Raw genomic sequence first — 19043 nt, 5'->3', positions numbered from 1 at the left:
ACCGGTCAGATCGTCCCGGGTGGGCGGCTTCCGCCGCCCACCCGGGCTCGCCTGTGGAACAGATCTCCGCTCGTGAAGGATCGCGGAAATGGACATTGCAAATTTCATCGTTGAGGGCGCTTGGCCGCTCACCTCTCCAAACACAGAGGGCGGTATCGTTGCGGAATCTGCGGCCGATGTCGCGGCCCGCGACGCGTTGCTGGACGCCGCCATGGGACCTAGGCGCAAGACGAAGTCGTCTGAGAAGCTGCGGCGCGGCCGGCGGCCCTCGGAAGGCTTGGCCTTCGTCGCGCGCGATGCGTCGGGTGCGGTGACCGGCACGGTGCGGCTTTGGGACGTGACATTGGGCGAGGGCGGTCGGCCCGCGCTCCTGCTCGGCCCGCTCGCCGTCGATCCGTCGCTGAAAAGTGCCGGCATCGGCTCGGCGCTGATGCGCCATGCCATCGCGGAGGCGGCTCGGCTCGGCCACGCAGCGATCCTGCTGGTCGGCGACGAGCCCTATTATGGTCGCTTCGGCTTCTCGGCGGCGCGGACGGGTGCACTTGCCATGCCCGGGCCTTACGAGCGGCACCGCCTGCTGGCGCTGGAACTGGTGGATGGCGCGCTCGATGGTGCCGAGGGCACGCTCAAGGCGTCCGGCCGAAAGCTGAAGGGGCAGGCACGGACGCTGGCGGCCTGAGGATCGAGACCAAGACGGTCGCTCAAATGAAAACGCCGCCAGGGAAGGCGGCGTCTTGAACTTTCGGAAGCGCTACTGTCCGGGCGCTTGCAGTGCTCAGCCGATCAGCTGGCTGAGCGCCATGGCTACCGACATGTCGCCTTCGACCTTGATCTTGCCGGTCATGAACGCCATGGTCGGGTTCAGGTCGCCTGCGATCAGCGAGTCCAGATCGTCGAGCGAGAGCTTGATCGTGCAGTCGGCGGGCGCGTCGGTGGTTGAGACGGTCGCGCCGTCGATGACGACGACACCATCGCCGCCGGTATCGAATTTCACGGAACGATCGAACCCGCTGCTCGCCACGCGCGACTTGATCTTCTCGGCAATGTCCTGAACGCTCACACTGTTCTCCTCGTCTGGTTGATCGAGCAAAGGCGCTTCGATCCGCCCGAAGCGCTTTGCCTTGTCTTTCGCGATGAACATCGCCGCCGCATATAGCTTTGGGTTGACGTTTACGTCAACGCGGTTTGCGGTTTTGGGCGCCCCTGTTTCCTTGTTGCGCCTAGCGGGCCGGTACCAAGATTCGCTTCAGCGTGCCGTCTCCCAGCCAGAACTGGTGGAAGAGAGCCGCCAAGGCGTGGATTGCGATCAGGACGATGAACACCGGCTTGTTGAGCGAATGGATATCCCCCCAGGGATCGCCGGCGTAGAAGGCGAGAAGCCCCACGATCGGCGTGGCCAGGAGAAGCAGGTAGAAAAGGCCGTGCGAGACGCGCGCGGCGACCTGCATCCAGGATGGGCCGCTTTCTGCCGGCTCCGGCGCGCCCGCCGCCAGCCGCACGACCAGCCTGACCAGCAGGAGCGCCAGGATCGCAAGCCCGACCCAATAATGCGCCGACCCCAAGGTTTGATCGGTTGCAGAAAGCACCGTGCCCTCTTCGGCAGCATCCTGGACGGTCGTCATGCTCTCGCCGAAGAACAGTTGGAACAAGACCAGCGCCGCGATAATCCAGTGCAGCGCAATCTGATAAGATGAATATCCGGCTCTAGTTTCAGTCATTTTGATTCCCCTGGTGTCGCGAGCAGTCTCGCAGCCACGATACTGAATAGCTAGCGAACCTTGGCGCAATTTGGCCGGAATTCTCCCGGAATTGTGACCGTGAGTTTACAGATTTGCATGGCCCGGCCTTGTCCTTTTTCGCGGTGGGATGAGCCTGCGGCCGGGATCAGCCAGTTCCCTCGGGCGCTTCCTGCCGGCATGGTGGTTGCCACGGCGTTTCGCCCGGCGTATCAGGCGGACCTTCCATCGATATTGGCGAGCCGCCCCGGTGCCTTCCAGAAACCATAGCGAAGTCTACGCCCGCCGGCTGCGCGCCGTGCTTATCCGGTGGGTGCCGGTGCTCGAGGCGCGTGGCATCGTGGTGGTCATCCTGGCTGGCGTCGTCGGGGTAATGGCGGGCGTCCTCGTCACGGCGATGAGCCAGATCGTGCAGGACCTGCACGGGCTGTTGTTCGGCGTCCAGCCGGGCGGCCGGCTGTCGGCCATGTTCTCGCTCGCCCATCCGATGCAGGCGCTGGTGCCGGCGATCGGCGGCGTCTTGCTTGGACTGTCAGTGGTCTGGCTGCGGATACGCAAATTCCGTACCCCCGTCGATCCGATCGAGGCCAACGCGCTCTATGGCGGGCGCATGTCGCTGACCGACACCTTCATCATCGCCGTCCAGACGATGATCTCGAGCGGCTTCGGCGCCTCGGTGGGTCTGGAGGCCGGCTACACGCAGGTCGGATCCGGCCTGGCGTCCAGACTGGCACTAGTCTTCAAGCTGCGCCGCAACGATGTCCGCATCCTGGTGGGCTGCGGCGCTGCCGGTGCCATCGCCGCGGCTTTCGATGCTCCGCTGACCGGCGCATTCTACGGGTTCGAGCTCGTCATCGGCATCTATTCGGTCGCCAATGTCGCGCCGGTGATGACGGCGGCGCTCTCGGCTTCGCTGACCGCCGAGATGTTCGGCGGTGTGCCGTTTCCGCTCGAGCTGTCGGGCCTGCCGGCGCTCACCGCTGGGCAGTACGTGCCGTTCTTGCTGCTCGGGCTGCTCGGCGGCGGCGCCTCGATCGCCATCATGCATCTGGTGACGCTGATCGAGCGCGCCTTTGCCAAGCTGTCGATCGACGCCTCGCTGCGTCCCGTCATCGGTGGGGTCATTGTCGGGCTGCTCGGACTGGTCACGCCGCAGGTCCTGTCCAGCGGGCATGGCGCACTGCATCGCGAATTCTCGATGAACTACGGGCTGGCAGTGGTGGCCGGCGTCTTCGTGCTCAAGCTGGCGGCCTCGGCGATCTCGCTCGGCTCGGGCTTCCGCGGCGGATTGTTCTTCGCCTCGCTCTTCCTGGGCGCCCTGCTGGGCAAGGTGTTCGCGGGCGTGATGGCGCTCGTCTCGCCGGCAACCGGGATCGACCCCGCCGTTGCCGCCGTGGTCGGCATGACATCGCTTGCGGTCGGTGTCGTCGGCGGGCCGCTGACGATGACGTTCCTGGCGCTGGAATCGACGCGTGACCTGACGCTCACCGGCGTCGTGCTGGCCGCCTCGATCATGTCGGCGATCCTGGTGCGCGAAACCTTCGGCTATTCGTTCTCGACCTGGCGCTTCCACCTGCGCGGCGAAACGATCCGCAGTGCCCATGATGTCGGCTGGATGCGCAGCCTCACCGTCGGCTCGATGATGCGCAAGGACATCAAGACGATCGATGCGTCGACCACGCTGGCGACTTTCCGCAAGGAGGTGCCGCTGGGGTCTGCCCAGCGCGTCATCGCCGTCGATCCCGGGGATCACTATGTCGGCGTGCTGATCGTGGCCGAATTGCATAGCGACCCCTCCGGTGGCGATGTCGCAGTGCGCACGCTTGCCCGGTTCAAGGACGCGGTTCTGGTGCCCAGCATGAACGTGCAGGCCGCGGCCGAAACCTTCCAGCGCGCCGGCGCCGAGGAACTGGCCGTCGTCGAGGATTTCAGCGAGCGCATCGTGCTCGGGCTGCTGACCGAGGGCTATCTGATGCGACGCTATGCCGAGGAACTCGACAAGGCGCGCCGGGACTTGTCGGGCGAAGGATAGGCTCCCTACGCGTTCGCCCGCGGTTGCGGCTGACTTAAGCCGACAGACCTTCCCCGTTTGCAAGCCTGGCCCAGCCATAAGCGAGGTCCTGGCGGCAGGCGTGGCTTGCCAGCTGTGCAGTGGTACTGTACAGTTTGTTAAGTGGAGTGAGGAGACAGCATGCGCAAGGCCTCTGGCGCGGCTTCGGTAAAGACGGGCGACGCGCCCGCCACGACCGATGCACATGAAGTGCTGGGCATGCGCCTCAAGAGCCTTCGCCTCGCCCGCAGGCTGTCACTGCGGGAGCTTGCGGAGGCGACTGGAACCAGCGCCAGTTTCATCAGCCAGCTCGAACGCGGCCTGACCGGGGCCAGTACCGCGTCGCTCAACCAGATGGCTTCGGCGCTTGGCGTCAGCGTCGCCATGTTGTTCGAGGAAAGCGCGGCGCAAAATCATGGCGTCCTGAGACGAAGCGAGAGGCCGAGCCTGCCGCCCAGCGACGGCTGCCGCAAGATGCTGTTGTCACGCCCGCCGCTGAGCGACATGGAAGTCTATGTCGGGGAATTCGACATTGGCGGCTCGACCGGACCCGATCGCTACACTCATGGCGACGCCCACGAAATGCTCGTCGTGCTGCGCGGGATCGTCGAGGTCTCGCTCGGCGAGGCGCGCCACGTGCTCGAGGAGGGCGACAGCATCGAATACACGACGTCGACACCGCATCGCTCAGAAAACATCGGCATCGGCCGAGCCGAAGTGATGTGGATCATCGCGCCGCCGACCTCGGCGCGCGCCGAACTCGAACAATATACGGCCTGGAAACCGCTCGCGGCCAGGTAGTCCGATCAAAACGCGGGCATGAATGGGAGAGTTGGTGATGTTTAAATCGAGATTTGCAGGCCTCGGCGCCATTGTGGCGCTTGGCATTGTGGCAGGCGCGGCCTTCGCGCAGGACAAGCCGGTGGCGGGCGAGGTGAAGGAAGGCTCGCTCAAGGGCAAGACCCTGACGCTCGTTTCCTATGGCGGCATCTATCAGGACGGCCAGGCGGCGGCGCTGAAGGAATTCGTCGACAAGTCCGGCGTCAAGCTACTGAATGACGGCCCGACCGAGATCGCCAAGTTGCAGGCGCAGGTCGAGTCCGGCAACGTCACCTGGGACGTTGTCGATACCGACGACCTGCCGCCTTACGTCTATTGCGGCAAGCTGTTCCAGAAGCTGGACCTGACGAAGCTCGACGTGTCGAAAATCCCGGAAGGTCAGGTCGGCGAATGCTCGGTGCCGGCGATGAATTATGGCGTCGTGCTGATGTACAACACCGAGAAGTACAAGGATAATCCGCCCAAGAGCTGGGCCGACTTCTTCGACACGGCAAAGTTCCCGGGCGTGCGCGGAATCGACGGCTCCGGCAGCCCGACCGGCGGCTTGCTCGAACAGGCGTTCAAGGTCGCCGGCGGCGATCCGAAGGCGATGACGGTGGCCGATATCGACAAGGCCATAGACGTGGTCCGCAAGCTCGGTCCCGACACGATATTCTGGAAGACCGGTGCCGAATCGCAGCAACTCGCCGAATCCGGCGAGGCCGATATGCTGATGATGTGGACCGGGCGCGCCATGACCGCGGTCAAGAACGGCGCCAAATATGCGCCCGCCTGGCAGGATTGGCTGGTGGTGATGGACCAGATGACGATCCCGGTCGGCGTCAAGGACACGGACGCATCCTACGCGCTGCTCAATGCCTATCTCGGCAAGCATGCGCAGGAGGTCCTGGCGGAACAGACGTCCTATACGCCGATCAACAGTGACGCGCAGCCCAAGGTCGACGCGTCCGTCGCCGCCTTCCTGACCAACACTCCGGACCGCCAGAAACAGGGCTACAAGCAGAATTTCAAGTTCTGGGTTCCGAACTTCGCGGTGGCGCAGGAAAAGTGGTCGGCGCTGATGGCCGGCAACTGACCGGCTGACCAACAAGGCAAGGGCCGTGAGCGCGCGCGAACCGACGACACCATCCACCCCGAAACGGGCCGGATGGGCATGGCGGCCGTTCGCGCTCACGCTGCCGGCGCTGGTGTTGCTTGCCGCGGTGATAGGCTATCCGCTGCTCACCATCGTGCTGCGCAGCCTGTCGGAACCGCAATGGGGCGCGCAGAACTACGTCTGGTTCTTCGGCGCGCCCATCAATCTCACGGTGCTAGGGCGAACTTTCACCATCTCGGCCTGGGTGACGATCGTCTGCGTGATCTGCGCTTATCCTTACGCCTATCTTATGACCGCCGTCGGACCGCGCGTGCGGCTCGTTCTGGTGCTCTGCGTGCTGATCCCGTTCTGGGTAAGCGGCGTCGTGCGCACGCTCTCCTGGGTGATCCTCTTGCAGGATTCGGGCGTCATCAATTCGCTGTTACGCGCGGCCGGTTTTGACGGCATCCGGTTGATCCGTACCCAGACCGGCGTGGTGATCGGCATGGCGCAAGTGCTTCTGCCCTTCATGATCCTGCCGCTCTATTCGGTGATGAAGGGCATCGACCTCAGGCTGATGCGGGCCGCGCAAAGCTTGGGTGCGAAACCTTCGCGTGCGTTCTTTACCGTCTACATGCCGCTGTCGCTGCCCGGCGTCTATGCCGGCGCGATCATCGTCTTCATCCTGGCACTGGGCTTCTACATCACGCCGGCGCTGCTAGGCGGGCCGCGCTCGACCATGCTGTCGACGCTGGTGCAGACCCAGGTGCTCAGCCTGCTGCAATGGGGCCGCGGCGGCGCCATGGGCGTGGTGCTGCTCGTCACCACGTTTGTCCTTCTGGCGCTCGCGGCACCCGTGATGCGCTCGCGGTACCGGGAAGCAGGACGGAGCTGATGGAGATCAAGCCGCTCACCCGCGTGATCCTCGGCCTCGTCTGCCTGCTGGTGGCGATATGGCTTGTCGCGCCGACGCTGGTCGTGGTCCCGATGTCGTTCAACGAGAACAAGTCGCTTGCCTTCCCGCCGCAAGGTTTCTCTTGGCAGTGGTACCAGAACTTCTTCACCAATCCGGACTGGTCGTCGAGCTTCCTCAACTCGCTGAAGGTCGCCTCGGTGGTGGCGGTACTGGCGACGGTGCTCGGCACGCTCGCGGCCTTCGGCCTTGATCGCATGAAGGCAGGACCTGCCAACCTGTTGCGGATGCTGATGCTGACGCCGATGGTGGTGCCGGGCGTGGTGCTGGCCATCGGCATCTACGCCGTTTATCTCGACACCCATCTCGTCGGCACGATGCTGGGCTTCGTGCTTGCCCACACCGTCCTTGCACTTCCCTTCGTGCTGATCGCGGTTTCCGCCAGTCTCGAAGTGTTCGACAGGCGCCTCGAGACGGCGGCGGCAAGCCTCGGCGCGGGAGCGCTGACCGCGTTTCGCACTGTGACGCTGCCGCTGATCCTGCCCGGCATGTTGTCCGGCCTGCTCTTTGCCTTCGCCACCTCTTTCGACGAGATCGTCGTGTCGCTGTTCATCACCAACCCCTATCTCAAGACCTTGCCCGTGCAGATATTCTCCTCCATCACGCGCGACGCCGATCCGACGGTTGCCGCCGTCGGCACGATCCTGCTTTTGGCCACCACGATCCTGATCGGCGGAGGCATGCTTCTTCTTGGCCAGGAGCGGAAAGGACGCCCATGAAGCCGGGACAGGAAACCAAGGGCGCGGCGATCGATCTCGAATCGATCAGCAAGGCCTATGGCGCCTTCAAGGCGCTGGATGGCGTTTCGCTGCGGATCGAGCCCGGCGAGTTCATGACGCTGCTCGGCCCGAGCGGCTCCGGCAAGACCACGACGCTCAATGTCGTGGCCGGCTTCACCGATCTGACCAGCGGCAAGCTGCTGGTAGGCGGCAAGAACGTGGTCGGCGTGCCGGCGCACAAGCGCAACATCGGCGTGGTCTTCCAGCACTACGCGCTGTTCCCGCATATGAGCGTCGGCCGCAACGTTGCCTATCCGCTGACGCTGCGTGGCGTCGGCCCGGCAGAGCGAAAGGCGCGCGTGGCAAGAGCGCTCGACATGGTCAAGATGGGCGATTTCGCCCATCGCTATCCCAGCGAGCTGTCGGGCGGCCAGCAGCAGCGCGTGGCGCTGGCCCGCGCCATCGTGTTCGACCCGCCGCTGCTGCTGATGGATGAGCCGCTCGGCGCGCTCGACAAGAAGCTGCGCGAATGGCTGCAACTCGAGATCAAACGCATCCATCGCGAGCTCGGCACCACCTTCGTCTATGTGACGCACGACCAGGAGGAGGCGCTGGTTCTGTCGGACCGCATTGCCGTGTTCAATCGCGGGCGGATCGAACAGGTCGGCACCGGCCGCGAGCTCTACGATGAACCGGCGACGCTTTTCGTCGGCCGCTTCATCGGCGACTCCACCGTGCTGCGCGGCGAGGCGCGAAGCGACGGCGCGAGCACGGCGCTCACCATCGCCGGCGAGACGGTGACGGCGCCTCGCCGGATCGCCGGCGAAGCCCGTCCGGTCATGCTGCTACGCCCCGAAAAACTCGCCATACGCCGACCCGGCCAGGAAGCGGCAGGCACCACCAACCGGCTGCCGGGGACGATCGCCGAAGCCATCTATCTCGGCTCGGGATCGAAATACGAAGTCAGGCTCGCCGACGGCTCCACGGCGGTCGTGCGCTCGCCGCTGACCAGCGACAGCTTTGGCCTAGGCGAGAGGGTGGAGCTTTGCTTCGACGGCGCCGATGCCAAGCTTCTGGCCGATGACAGCTCGGCCGACGCGACGCTGACCTAATCCGATCAATCTGAAAGTCATCCCATGCAAGCCAAGCGCAACGGCGACATATCGTTCTGGTATGCGGATCTGGGCGGAGTTCCCGCGCCCCGGCCACCCTTGCCCGGCGACATCGAAGCCGATGTCGCGATCGTCGGCGCCGGCTATACCGGGCTTTGGACCGCCTACTATCTGAAGAAGGCGAGGCCGTCGCTGCGCATCGCGCTGATCGAACGCGAGTTTGCCGGTTTCGGCGCTTCGGGCCGCAATGGCGGCTGGCTGTCGGGTGGCTTCTCCTGGTCGCGCGAAAAATATCTCAAGACCTCGACCCGGCAAGGTGTGGGCGCCATGCAGGCGGCCATGGCGGGCTGCGTCGACGAGGTGATCCGGGTCGCGAGCGCGGAAGGGATCGATGCCGATATCCGCCGCGTCGACAATCTGACGGTGGCCACCAACCCGGCGCAGCTCGAACGCGGGCGCGAGGAGTGCGAAACGATCCGCGCCTGGGACGTCGATCCGGACCGCGTCGAGATGCTGGACGAAGCGGCGACGCGGGCGCGCATCAATGTGCGCAATGTCATGGGCGGCTTCGTCGTCCATGGCCAGGCGCGGGTCCAGCCGGCCAAGCTGGTGCGCGGCCTTGCCGCCGCTGTCGAGCGCCTGGGCGTGCCGATCTACGAACAGACCACGGTGACGTCCATCGCCAAGGGCACAGTGACGACCGACCGCGGTACGGTGCGGGCGGAGACCGTCATCCGTGCGACGGAGGGTTTTACTGCAGGCATACCCGGCGAGGAACGGACCTGGCTCGCGCTCAACAGCGCGCAGATCGTCACCGAGCCGCTGTCGGAGGAGCTTTGGCGCCAGATCGGCTGGGAAGGTCACGAGCTACTCGGCAACGCCGCCCACGCCTATTGCTATGCCCAGCGTACGCGCGAGGGACGCATCACGATGGGCGGGCGCGGCGTGCCCTATCGCTACGGCTCGCGCACCGACGTCAATGGGCGGACGCAGCAGGCCACGATCGACCAACTGCATCAGATCCTGACGACGCTGCTGCCGCAGACGGCGAACTGCCGCATCGAACACGCCTGGTGCGGCGTACTCGGCGTGCCGCGCGACTGGTGCACGACTGTTGGTCTCGATCCCGCCACCCGTATCGGCTGGGCCGGCGGCTATGTCGGACTTGGCGTGTCGAGCTCCAATCTTTCGGGGCGCACGCTGGCAGACCTGATCCTTGGCCAGCAGACGGAGCTGACGAAGCTGCCCTGGGTCAACCGCAAGGTCAGGCCATGGGAGCCGGAGCCGTTCCGCTGGCTCGGCGTGCATTCGATGTACCAGCTCTATCGCATCGCCGACAGGCGCGAGGCCGCCGGACTTGCGCATACGTCGCGACTGGCCGCGCTCGCCGACAGCATTACGGGTCACTGATCCATGGAGTCCAACTTGATCGATCTTTCGACCTTCCACGATCTCGCCAAGGCCGATATCGGCGCGTTCTCACCCAAGCCCACATCCATCGAGGGAGATCAGGTCGAAGCGGCGCGCTCGCTTTTCCAGTCACCGGACGGCACCGTCGATATCGGTATCTGGGAGTGCACGCCTGGCCGCTTTACCGCCGACCGGTCGGATTCGTCGGAAATTTGCCACATCATTTCCGGACGGGTGGAGGTGAGCCGCGCCGACGGCGAGGCGCGTGAGCTGGGGCCAGGCGACCTTCTCGTGCTGCCGAGGGGATGGAAGGGCGAATGGCGGATCCGGGAGACCACGCGCAAGCTGTACATGATCCAGTCGGCGGGGTGATCGACGGACGTCAGCGCCGTACCGAAATCAGTGTTCGATCGGTCCCTTGGCCATCACCAGTGCGGTGCCTGCGGTGGTCGGGCGCTCGATCATGCGCCGCACGCGCGGTGGCTCGTCGCCGCTGTGCAGCGCCCGTATGCGCTCGCCGACCATGGCGTCGGCATGGGTTATCCGGCCATTGTGGCGCACATATTCGATCCAGGTCGGCGTGTGGTAGTGCTCGATCCAGATCGCCGGATTTTCGAGGTCTCGCGCCAGCGTCCAGTTGCGGGCGCCGTCACGGCGGCGGATGCGGCCGCGTTCGGCCATGGTAGCGAGGAACTCCGGCACATCCTCGTCGCGGATGATGTATTCGATCATGATGGCGATGGGACCGCTGCGCGGCTTCAGGTCGAGCGCCAGATGCGGCTCCTTGAAGCGGTTCAGGGGGTCGAGGTTGAGCACCGGCTGTTGCGGCAGCGGCAGCAGCAGGCCGATGGCGCCGCCCGCCAGCATGGTGATGCTGGCGGCGATCAGCGCGGTCTCGGCGCCATGCGCATCGGCGACCACGCCCCAGATCCAGCTGCCCAGCGCGATGCCGCCGAAGGTCGCCGTCTGATAGACCGAGAGCACCCGGCCCACCACCCAGCGTGGTGTCGCCATCTGCACCGTGACGTTGAAATGCGATAGCGCGATCACCCAGCAGGCGCCGCCGGCAAGCAGGCCGAGCGAGGTCTGCCAGGCATGCTGGCTGACGGCGGCATTGAAGGCACAGACGGCGAAACCGGCGAAGGCGCAGCGCACCATCGTCTCGCTCGAGAGCAACTGCCGCAGCCGCACGCTGATCAGGGCGCCGCCGACCGCGCCGATGCCGAAGGCGCCGAGCATGATGCCGTAGGTCAGCGCATCGCCCCGCACGATGTCGCGCGCCACCAGCGGCAGCAGCGCCAGCACCGCGCCGGCGCTGAAGCCGAAGGCGGCGCCCCGGACCAGCACCTTGCCAATGTTGGGCGACATGGCGACATAGCGCAGGCCGGCGCCCATGGCGGCGCCCAGCGATTCGCGCGGCAGGGTCGAGGCCGGCAGGTCCGGTTTCCAGCGCGCCAGGACGATGATGAGGCCGATATAGCTCACCGCATTGGCCGCGAAGGCCGCTGCGGCGCCGGCGGCGGCGACGATGATGCCGCCGATCGCCGGGCCGACGCTGCGGGTCAGGTTGAAGCCCATCGAGTTGAGCGCGACGGCGGCCGGCACCTTGTTGCGGGGCACGATGTCGCCGACGGAAGCCTGCCATGACGGGCTGTTGAGCGCCGTGCCGCTGTCGATCAGGAAGGTGAAGGCAAGCAGCGTCCATGGCGTGATCAGGTCACAGTAGGTGAACACGGTCAGCAGCACCGACACGACCAGCATGAAGGTCTGGGCGACCAGCATCACCTTGCGCCGGTCGAAACTGTCGGCGATGGCGCCTGCAACAAGCGCAAACAGCATGATCGGCAAGGTGGTCGAGGCCTGGACCAGCGCCACCTGGTAGGGTGAGGTGGCGATGGTGGTCATCATCCAGGCGGCGCCGACGCCCTGGATCAGGCCGCCGAAATTCGAGACGAGACTCGCTCCCCATACGGCGCGGAAAATGCCATGCCGGAACGGCGCCAGAGCCGAGGTGCCCTCGCTTTCCGGCTTTTCGTCAATCATCGATCAGTTCCTGCCTGCCGCGCCGATTCGGCTGAATCGTTTGCCGGGATCGTTTGCCCAAAGTAGGGCATCGCGCCGCAAAGGGCTAACCCCTTTCGAACTTCGCTGTCCCGGACGGGCAGGAAGGCGCGCACCGGCCTGCGGCGTCGTGCTTGGCGGCGGCCGCTGGACTGTCGCAGGTCATAACCAGTAGATCCAGCTATGCCGTTGGCGATCCGGCAGGGGCGAGGTCCGCGTAATTTCGTCGGGAGGCGCTGACAGAAGCGGCTCAATGTTCCTTGAACGGCCGGGTCATCGCGGACGCCGTCGTCCCCAGGTTCTGCCGGCGGCGTATCGCATTGTCGCGGATTTCGTCCTTCGACAGGAAATTCACCTGGTCGATCAGCACTTCATGCACCAGCGTGGCGCCGACGCGCGCGTTGATCGTGTCGCGGATCGCGGCACGGAACGCCTCGAGGTCGATCGTGTCCTTCCTGGTGAAGTCGACCTGCGGATTGGAATAGAGGTAGGAATAGACCTGGTCGGTGATCAGCGCCTCGGCGGGAATGGACAGTTTCTTTATCTGCTCGGGCTCCACCGTGTAGACAAGCTTGGCCAGGAAGTATCCGTCAATGCGGGAATCGCGGATCAGCGGCACCGAGATGATGTCGGTCTTGACGTAGTCGAGGCCGCCCAACATCGGTTTCGGCGTTTCACCCACGCCGCGCTCGCCGGCAGCCTGAAAAGAATAGAAGACCGCGCCGAGCGTCGCGGCGCAGATCCAGACGGCGATGGCGATGACCTTGATCATCCGGTAACGCCGTCCGATGGCAAGGCGGCGCTACCCGGGCGCCCGATGATCGCGGCTGGGGCGCTGCCCGGTATCATGCCTTGGCCCAGCCGAATTCGCCGGCCGAGTAGGTGCCGTCGGCCTCCGATCGCTGGATGGCGGTCTTCAGCAGGCCGGCAACCTCGTTGACCGCGCTCAGATGAGCCAGGATCGCCGCCTCGTTCCTGGCCAGTTTCTGGCGCAGCCGCGTCAGCCCCTCGCGGTGCTGTTCGAGGAATTCCAATTCGGCGCCGCCCTTGATGGCGCGGGTCAATTCGTAGAGATAGCGGCTCTTGCGTGCGTTGGACGCCTTCAGGTCGTAGCCGGTGTCGTTGCGCAGGCCGGCCGTTTCCTCCTCCACCGCCTCCTCGATACGGCCGATGATGGCGGCGAGGTTGCCGGGTCGCGCCGCCGCGACCGGCGCGTCCGGAGCGGCCGTGCGCTCCTGCAGGTTGGCTGTGAACTCGGAAAAATCGGCCATGGACTCCCGGTCTCTTCGTTGAAGTCGGATTTGCTATCGTCTTGGCCGGGCGTGGTTCCGAAGCCGGTCCCACTGCCCGGGATCGTGCTTCAAATCCTGATGTCCCTGGTAACGGTCTGCTCGTCACCGGTGATCGACCGCGCCGCCTGGCGCTGCATCTGGTGCACGAGCGATGTCGACAGCCTGTCCTGCTCATCGATCTCGCTCTTCTGCGGACCGCCCGAAACCGGACCGACAGGCACGACGCGCTTGCCCTCGAGATAGTGGTCGGCGACCATCGATCTGGCGATGCCGATGCCGCCGCGTTCGGCCATCACGTCGGCGACGCGCTCGGCAAGCTGCGATTTCCACATGTCGCCGGCGAGGCCCTTGCCATAGACGCCTTCGGTGTCCTTGGGCAGCATGTTCTGGATGAAGGTCTGCAGCACCATCGCCTCGAACTTCTTGAACTTGCCGGCGGGGTCTGCCGATGCGGTCACTGTCGCCGCCGTGCTGCGCGACAGGATCGAGCCGGCATCGACCGAAGCCGCGCTGTCAACGGCGAACGGCGCCGCCGGGCCGCCGGCCCGCCTCGCCAGCGCGGCGCGGGCGGCTTCGATGTCCGTTGGGTCAACGGCGCGGGCGACGTCCAAAACGATGTCGCTGGGGGGAGAGATCGCCAAGAAGGTCCGCCTTTTCGCCTGTTCACCGTGCAGCGGACAATGCCGCAACAAGCTTGTGGCAGGCTTGCGCGGCCGTGCAATCGCGGAGCCCGGCCGCCGCTGAACGAACAGGTGGATGCTGGATCGGTCGAGGCGCGCCTGCGCTGATATTGAGAGCGCATCGATTGCGTGGATGATCCGGGCAAAGCCGAATGGGAACTTCTGGGCCTCTGCTCCGGCGAGGTCACGATTCACGCTGGAATCACGCTGGCCATCGCAAAGCATGCGTCATCACGGAGGAACCCGAAATGACGAACGACACCGGCACATCGGCCTTTGCCGCCCCGGCCCGAGCTTCGACCCGTCGCCCGGCGACGGCCCTGACGCTCCGTCTGCAAGCCCTGCGCGGAGCACTCGTCGAGAGAATGACCGGCCCGGGCGGCGCCTACAACATTGGGAACCTGCTTGGTTTCAGTCAGGGCGTCGCAGTGCAGGTCCTTGCCACAAGGGATGGCGGCGAGTTCGCCTGGGCGAATGCGACGGCCGCGATAGGCCACTCCCTGACAGGCGACTTTGCGTCGATCGCCATGACCTCGGCGACCGGCGTATTCTTTGTCAGCGGGGAGGTCTACCACCGCGCCTGGAGCGGGCGACCCGTGCCCCGAAAGAACATGGTTTGCCTCGGTGACTTCCTGTCTGGGGTCGGCGCCATTTGGCTCGGTCTGGCGCTGCTCGAGCTTGGCCACCCTTTTCTCGCCCTGACATCGGGCCTGCTCCATTCCCTTGGCAAGTTCGGCAGCGCGTTCCAGGCTGCAGATGCCCGGGTCCTAACACTCGGCGCATACAGCTCGGATCCATTCCGTCTCATGGTCCTCCTCAGCCGGCTGCCGGCATTGGCCGCCGCCGGTTACGGGATCTCCGCCTTGCTGTTTCAAATCGATGGCGGGGGGCAGCAGCACTGGTCGACCGCGCCCACTCTCCTCTGCTGCTACCTGCTGTGGTCCTGGGCCGACCTGCTCTTGCTGCGGTCGAGCGCCAGCCACGATCGCACAACGGCCTGACCGGCGTTGGAATTCCAGCTCAACTTTGGAGGAACCATTCATGTTTGGCTCATCATCCGGAAACCCCGTCGACGAGATCGATCGCACCTATCCCATGCAGAGACGCATCGGCACCGTTTGCGTTTTCGGCGGCGCGATGCTGGGCAGCGACCCGGACCATGCCCGAAGCGCGCGCATCCTCGGCCAGTCCATCGCCGCGGCCGGCATTCGCCTCGTCTATGGCGGCGGCCGCGACGGCTTGATGGGCCAGGTAGCGGTTGCCGCCGCAGAAACGGGCGGCACCGTCATTGCGATCACGCCACAGTTCCTCGTCGAGCGGATGAACATGCTGGCGGCCGGATGTCAGGTCATCACGGTTCCGGACATGAGCATCCGCAAGCAACTCATGTTCGCCTACGCCGATGCCTTCATAGCGTTGCCCGGCGGGATCGGTACGGTCGAAGAACTGACCGAAGTGATGACCCTTCGCAAACTGGAGAGGCATTGCAAGCCGCTGGTGTTTGCGAATTTCAACGATTTCTGGTCGCCGCTTCTGGGCGTCTTCGACGCCATGGCCGAGGCCGGCTTCATGAGCGGGCCGGCGCGTTGCACGCACCTGGTGTCGGCAAGCCCCGAAGCGATCCTTCCGCTCCTCCAGCGCGGCGTCGCATTCGAACAGACCGAAACCCCGAAACCCGTCCTGCTGCCGACCATCCCGGTCCTGCGTCGATCGCATGTACCGACCGCCGGCATCGGATGATCTCCGGCTCATCACCAGGGAAAGCACAGCCATAGCATAGCGGCGCGGGTCCAGACTTGACGAGGAGTCGAGGTGGCGCATCCGACGTTCGCCGGCAAACCCGCCCACACGCTTTGGAGCCATTGCCCGTCGCGGCGATGAGATCAACCATGTCCAGATTCAAAGCAAATGCCCTGCTTCTGCTCGCCGCAATCATCTGGGGCCTGGGAAACGTTTGCCACAAGACCATTCTGGCCCATCTCGATCCCGTGGCCGTGGTCTTCCTCACCAGCGTGATCGCAGGGGCCGTGACACTGCCGTTTGCGATGCGCGAGGGCAGTGCCACAAGCGGCGACGGCTGGTTCCCGAGCGTGGCCAGGGTCGTCCTGCTGTTTGCGCTCGGCTGCGTCATCCAGCAGATGTCCTATGCAGGCACGACGGTGACGAACTCGAGCCTTCTCATCAGCGTCTCCACTGTCATCACGCCCATCGCCGCGTGGGTAATCATGCGGGAGCGTCCAAGTGCGTTGATCCTGGTGATCGCCATTCTCACTGTCTTCGGATCGGCGCTGCTGGCCGGCGGTTTCACCGGCTCAGCCACGTTCGGCGATGCCTTCGCCATCCTGACCGCGATCTGTTTTGCGGTCTGGACGGTCGAGCTTGGGCGTCACGTCCAGAAGCATGGCCGCCCCCTGGCAACGGCCGCCTCACAGTTTCTGGGCACGGCCGTCGCAACGCTGCCCTTCGCCTTGCAGGGCACGATGAGCTTGCGGACGATCCTTGCGGCATGGCCCGAACTCGTCATGCTCGGCGTGTTCTCGACCGCCATCGGCTTTTGCCTGCAGAGCTCGGCGCAGCGCTACACCACCTCCTCCCACGCGGCCGTGATCTGCAGCGGCGAAGGCGTATTCGCCGCCATTTCCGCTGCCGCGCTGCTGGGCGAGCGACTTTCGCCGCACGGTTTCCTGGGAGCCGGTGTCATCCTGTCCTGCGTGCTGTTCGCGGCCATGTCCGTGGGCAAGAAGCTCGATGCGTCCACCCCATGAGCCATTTGCAGGCCATGAAGGGTATCTGTTGCTGCTCACCGATTCGTGCCAAGCTGCTTGCCTGGCCGCATTCACTGCCCGGAAAACGAGGGTGCTCCGATGCTCCATGGTGAAACGTCCTCCTATGAAGCCGCCAACATTCCCAACCGGTCGAACCAGGGGCTCGACCACGGGCTGAACGACAAGCCGACCTTGCAGGGCAGCCGGTTGTTCCCCTCCCTGGCCGACATGCCGATCGCGTTGTTCCCGGCCACCGAGGCGCAGACCGACATCGACCGCACCAAGGCGGCCCTGCTCGACATCACCACGGAGATGGTAGGTCCGATCGACGGCCTCGAAGACCATGATCTCGGCCCGACGCCGGCCGGCTTTACCTATTTCGGCCAATTCGTCTTTCACGACATGGTGTTCAGCGAGATTTTCGGCTTGCCCAATCCGAACGGCAAGATCCATCACCTGAAAAATGCATCCTCGCAGGGGCTCGACCTGTCTGGTCTCTATGGGCGTGGTCCGGTCGTCGATGCCCACCTCTACGATGTTCCAGACGGCGCGGACATGTCTGCATGCCGATTTCCGATCGGCCTGCCGTGCATGAAGGACAGCAAGCTTCCCGTCGATCGCGCGAGCATACGTGGCCGCGATCTGCCGCGCATCGACATGTCGGGTCGGTTCATCACTGTCGAGGGCCGGCGATCGCCCTACAGGCCCTTGGTGGCCGACCCCCGAAACGACGACAATCTGGTCCTGTCGCAACTGCTCTGCACGCTCATGTGCATCCACAACAGGATCGTCGACCTGCTGTTGGCAAACGCCACGGCGGATCCCGGCGAAGCTTACAGGCGCGCCAGGCTCTACCTGACTTCGGTTTATCGCGCCGTGGTCGTCAACGACTATATGCGCAGGATCCTGGAACCCGAGATATGGGACTATTTCTTCGATGGCGAGGATTTTCGAGGTCGAGGCGTCTCGACGCTTTCGGCGTTCAGCGCGCTGCCATTGGAATTCACCTTCGGCGCATCGCGGTTTGCCCATGCAATGGTCCGACAGTTCTATGTCGTTAATGATACTTCGGTCGAACAACCCGCCAATCTGCGAAAGATGCTGTCCTTTTCCAGCCTGCGTCCGAAAGGCGATATTCCGGTTCCCGAAAACTGGATCGTGGACTGGAGCCGTTTCGTGTCGGTCGACAGTCCGTCAAAGGCCCAAACTGCCCGTCGCATCTCGCCGTTCCTGTCAAAGGAACTGACGAATGCAAGTCTCAGCGCGGAACTGAACGGTATGCCGCGCCCGGTCGCCTTCATGGATTGCTGGCGGTGTTATGATCTGGGCTTGCCTTCGGGGCAGGACGTGGCGGCCGCGCTGGGCACCGCCTTAAGCGGCAGCGGCATTGCGGTTCCAATCTTGCAGGGCGATGCCATGCTTCCAACCGCAGCCTGCGCCAATCGGTATGTCTACAATGCCGGCCGGCTTCGGACGGCCTTGCAAAGATATCCGGGCTTCCTGAGCGAGACGCCGCTCTCCTACTACATCATCCAGGAGGCTTCCGTACTCGGCGATGACGGCGCCCACCTTGGACCGGTTGGTTCGTATGTGGTGGCTGCAACGGTCGCTTCGGCCTTGTTCAAGGCCATCGATGCCGACTTGATGCCGCGCAGGTTCATCCTGGATCCGGAGCCGAAGACACTGGCAGGACTAATCGGTCTCAATGATCCTGAAAAAACACCTGATGAGGTTCTTGCCGGCCTGATCGGCATCTAGGATTGCAGTAGGCCCGCACGGACGGGCGTCGGTTTCCAGTTGGAGGGGAAATGAAATGGCGAAATTCAAGGACGTGCAGTTCGAGGCTCTTGGCGAATTCATCAGGGATTTGATCAAGGACCCGAGCAAACAAGCGGTCTTCAGAAACAATGATCAGTTACAGATGAAAGCGATATTGCGTGGTTTCATGACGCCAAAGGACAAGACCTGGGACGAGTTAAAGATCGTCCCGTCGTTCGACGAAGATCTTGTCGTCAATATCGCATTTCCCTTCACGGGCGACGTCGAGGAAACGGTCGCCACGATTGCACCGGCGGAGGGGCCGGGGGAGGATTACACTTTTCCCGACCATTACAAGACCGATCCGAACGACGGCACCGGCGAGCAAAAGAAGAAGAACCGCTTGAGTGCCTATCACAAGCGGCTTGGCGACTACGTGATGTCCCGCTGCAAGTGAAAGTCCCATAGCGGTTGTTTGTCCTGCACCGCCGCACTGGTTTGGCGCAGACGTCGCGCCGGGTGTCGCCGCGGCGCTCAGCCGGACTCCGCCGCCAGTTCGATGCCGCGCGCGA

Annotated in this window: 20 protein-coding genes; 14 read left to right on the top strand and 6 right to left on the bottom strand. The window is 64.4% G+C overall.

The genetic code is table 11. The annotated features are described in order from the left end of the window. The first annotated feature begins 88 nt into the window (after nt 1-88). The gene (locus tag WC739_RS07730) at nt 89-679 is read left to right on the top strand and encodes a GNAT family N-acetyltransferase (RefSeq protein ID WP_372952433.1); all 591 of its coding nucleotides are present in this window, start codon (nt 89-91) and stop codon (nt 677-679) included. Nucleotides 680-775: 96 nt separating this feature from the next. On the opposite strand, the gene WC739_RS07725 is transcribed toward WC739_RS07730, so the two are convergent. Together WC739_RS07725 and WC739_RS07720 are read right to left on the bottom strand one after the other, a co-directional pair. After that, entirely contained in the window at nt 776-1060 is a 285-nt protein-coding gene (locus WC739_RS07725; protein WP_372952453.1) for an SCP2 sterol-binding domain-containing protein, read from the bottom strand. A gap of 160 nt (nt 1061-1220) precedes the next feature. Then, the gene (locus tag WC739_RS07720; RefSeq protein ID WP_372952432.1) at nt 1221-1718 is read right to left on the bottom strand and encodes a cytochrome b; all 498 of its coding nucleotides are present in this window, start codon (nt 1716-1718) and stop codon (nt 1221-1223) included. Nucleotides 1719-1986: 268 nt separating this feature from the next. On the opposite strand from WC739_RS07720, the gene WC739_RS07715 reads away from it, so the two are divergent. The 8 genes from WC739_RS07715 (at nt 1987) to WC739_RS07680 (ending at nt 10287) form a co-directional block, all read left to right on the top strand. Then, nucleotides 1987-3768 carry a chloride channel protein gene (locus tag WC739_RS07715; protein WP_372952431.1) on the top strand — a complete coding sequence of 594 codons (1782 nt, stop codon included), beginning with the start codon at nt 1987-1989 and terminating at the stop codon, nt 3766-3768. A gap of 159 nt (nt 3769-3927) precedes the next feature. Further along, complete coding sequence (locus WC739_RS07710; protein ID WP_372952430.1) at nt 3928-4587, top strand: helix-turn-helix domain-containing protein; 660 nt, start codon at nt 3928-3930, stop codon at nt 4585-4587. A 37-nt stretch (nt 4588-4624) separates the two neighbouring features. Continuing rightward, on the top strand, nt 4625-5701 hold the full coding sequence (locus tag WC739_RS07705) for an extracellular solute-binding protein (protein ID WP_372952429.1): 1077 nt from the start codon (nt 4625-4627) through the stop codon (nt 5699-5701). Between the two features lie 25 nt (nt 5702-5726). Then, nucleotides 5727-6596, top strand: coding sequence for an ABC transporter permease (locus tag WC739_RS07700; protein ID WP_372952428.1), 870 nt, complete (start codon nt 5727-5729; stop codon nt 6594-6596). Next, complete coding sequence (locus WC739_RS07695) at nt 6596-7393, top strand: ABC transporter permease (protein ID WP_372952427.1); 798 nt, start codon at nt 6596-6598, stop codon at nt 7391-7393. Before WC739_RS07700 ends, WC739_RS07695 begins: the two co-directional genes overlap by 1 nt. Continuing rightward, nucleotides 7390-8505 carry an ABC transporter ATP-binding protein gene (locus WC739_RS07690; RefSeq protein WP_372952426.1) on the top strand — a complete coding sequence of 372 codons (1116 nt, stop codon included), beginning with the start codon at nt 7390-7392 and terminating at the stop codon, nt 8503-8505. The genes WC739_RS07695 and WC739_RS07690 overlap by 4 nt, the downstream gene beginning before the upstream one ends. 24 nt (nt 8506-8529) lie before the next feature. After that, nucleotides 8530-9915 (top strand): NAD(P)/FAD-dependent oxidoreductase, encoded by a 1386-nt coding sequence (locus WC739_RS07685; RefSeq protein ID WP_372952425.1) that lies wholly within the window; start codon nt 8530-8532, stop codon nt 9913-9915. Nucleotides 9916-9918: 3 nt separating this feature from the next. Then, entirely contained in the window at nt 9919-10287 is a 369-nt protein-coding gene (locus tag WC739_RS07680) for a cupin domain-containing protein (protein WP_172348751.1), read from the top strand. Nucleotides 10288-10314: 27 nt separating this feature from the next. Here the strand turns inward: WC739_RS07680 and WC739_RS07675 are convergent, their stop codons facing one another. The 4 genes from WC739_RS07675 to WC739_RS07660 all read right to left on the bottom strand — a co-directional run bounded on the left by WC739_RS07675 (nt 10315) and on the right by WC739_RS07660 (nt 13909). Beyond that, complete coding sequence (locus WC739_RS07675; RefSeq protein WP_372952424.1) at nt 10315-11958, bottom strand: MFS transporter; 1644 nt, start codon at nt 11956-11958, stop codon at nt 10315-10317. A 268-nt stretch (nt 11959-12226) separates the two neighbouring features. Continuing rightward, the gene (locus WC739_RS07670; RefSeq protein WP_372952423.1) at nt 12227-12748 is read right to left on the bottom strand and encodes a hypothetical protein; all 522 of its coding nucleotides are present in this window, start codon (nt 12746-12748) and stop codon (nt 12227-12229) included. A 73-nt stretch (nt 12749-12821) separates the two neighbouring features. Beyond that, entirely contained in the window at nt 12822-13247 is a 426-nt protein-coding gene (locus tag WC739_RS07665) for a hypothetical protein (RefSeq protein WP_372952422.1), read from the bottom strand. A gap of 89 nt (nt 13248-13336) precedes the next feature. Then, nucleotides 13337-13909 (bottom strand): rod-binding protein, encoded by a 573-nt coding sequence (locus WC739_RS07660; protein WP_372952421.1) that lies wholly within the window; start codon nt 13907-13909, stop codon nt 13337-13339. Between the two features lie 287 nt (nt 13910-14196). Here WC739_RS07660 and WC739_RS07655 point away from each other — a divergent pair, with 287 nt between their 5' ends. The 5 genes from WC739_RS07655 (at nt 14197) to WC739_RS07635 (ending at nt 18928) form a co-directional block, all read left to right on the top strand. Continuing rightward, nucleotides 14197-14949 carry a hypothetical protein gene (locus WC739_RS07655; RefSeq protein ID WP_372952420.1) on the top strand — a complete coding sequence of 251 codons (753 nt, stop codon included), beginning with the start codon at nt 14197-14199 and terminating at the stop codon, nt 14947-14949. A 40-nt stretch (nt 14950-14989) separates the two neighbouring features. After that, nucleotides 14990-15688 (top strand): TIGR00730 family Rossman fold protein, encoded by a 699-nt coding sequence (locus tag WC739_RS07650; protein WP_372952419.1) that lies wholly within the window; start codon nt 14990-14992, stop codon nt 15686-15688. A gap of 122 nt (nt 15689-15810) precedes the next feature. Beyond that, complete coding sequence (locus WC739_RS07645) at nt 15811-16713, top strand: DMT family transporter (RefSeq protein ID WP_372952418.1); 903 nt, start codon at nt 15811-15813, stop codon at nt 16711-16713. Between the two features lie 99 nt (nt 16714-16812). After that, nucleotides 16813-18471: a peroxidase family protein gene (locus tag WC739_RS07640; RefSeq protein WP_372952417.1), complete on the top strand. Its 1659-nt coding sequence runs from the start codon at nt 16813-16815 to the stop codon at nt 18469-18471. A 55-nt stretch (nt 18472-18526) separates the two neighbouring features. Beyond that, a complete protein-coding gene (locus WC739_RS07635; RefSeq protein WP_372952416.1) occupies nt 18527-18928 on the top strand; it encodes a hypothetical protein in 402 nt (133 codons plus the stop codon). The last annotated feature ends 115 nt before the right edge of the window (nt 18929-19043 follow it).

The sequence above is a fragment of the Mesorhizobium sp. genome (assembly GCF_041661565.1).
Classification (GTDB): domain Bacteria; phylum Pseudomonadota; class Alphaproteobacteria; order Rhizobiales; family Rhizobiaceae; genus Mesorhizobium.
This window is presented reverse-complemented; position numbering and strand designations above follow the sequence as displayed.

Coding starts and splice junctions, on each gene's coding strand:
- WC739_RS07720 (WP_372952432.1), bottom strand. CDS start 1,718: ATGACTGAAACTAGAGCCGGATATTCATCTTATCAGATTGCGCTGCAC.
- WC739_RS07695 (WP_372952427.1), top strand. CDS start 6,596: ATGGAGATCAAGCCGCTCACCCGCGTGATCCTCGGCCTCGTCTGCCTG.
- WC739_RS07705 (WP_372952429.1), top strand. CDS start 4,625: ATGTTTAAATCGAGATTTGCAGGCCTCGGCGCCATTGTGGCGCTTGGC.
- WC739_RS07730 (WP_372952433.1), top strand. CDS start 89: ATGGACATTGCAAATTTCATCGTTGAGGGCGCTTGGCCGCTCACCTCT.
- WC739_RS07675 (WP_372952424.1), bottom strand. CDS start 11,958: ATGATTGACGAAAAGCCGGAAAGCGAGGGCACCTCGGCTCTGGCGCCG.
- WC739_RS07685 (WP_372952425.1), top strand. CDS start 8,530: ATGCAAGCCAAGCGCAACGGCGACATATCGTTCTGGTATGCGGATCTG.
- WC739_RS07665 (WP_372952422.1), bottom strand. CDS start 13,247: ATGGCCGATTTTTCCGAGTTCACAGCCAACCTGCAGGAGCGCACGGCC.
- WC739_RS07680 (WP_172348751.1), top strand. CDS start 9,919: ATGGAGTCCAACTTGATCGATCTTTCGACCTTCCACGATCTCGCCAAG.
- WC739_RS07690 (WP_372952426.1), top strand. CDS start 7,390: ATGAAGCCGGGACAGGAAACCAAGGGCGCGGCGATCGATCTCGAATCG.
- WC739_RS07655 (WP_372952420.1), top strand. CDS start 14,197: ATGACGAACGACACCGGCACATCGGCCTTTGCCGCCCCGGCCCGAGCT.
- WC739_RS07670 (WP_372952423.1), bottom strand. CDS start 12,748: ATGATCAAGGTCATCGCCATCGCCGTCTGGATCTGCGCCGCGACGCTC.
- WC739_RS07635 (WP_372952416.1), top strand. CDS start 18,527: ATGGCGAAATTCAAGGACGTGCAGTTCGAGGCTCTTGGCGAATTCATC.
- WC739_RS07710 (WP_372952430.1), top strand. CDS start 3,928: ATGCGCAAGGCCTCTGGCGCGGCTTCGGTAAAGACGGGCGACGCGCCC.
- WC739_RS07640 (WP_372952417.1), top strand. CDS start 16,813: ATGCTCCATGGTGAAACGTCCTCCTATGAAGCCGCCAACATTCCCAAC.
- WC739_RS07650 (WP_372952419.1), top strand. CDS start 14,990: ATGTTTGGCTCATCATCCGGAAACCCCGTCGACGAGATCGATCGCACC.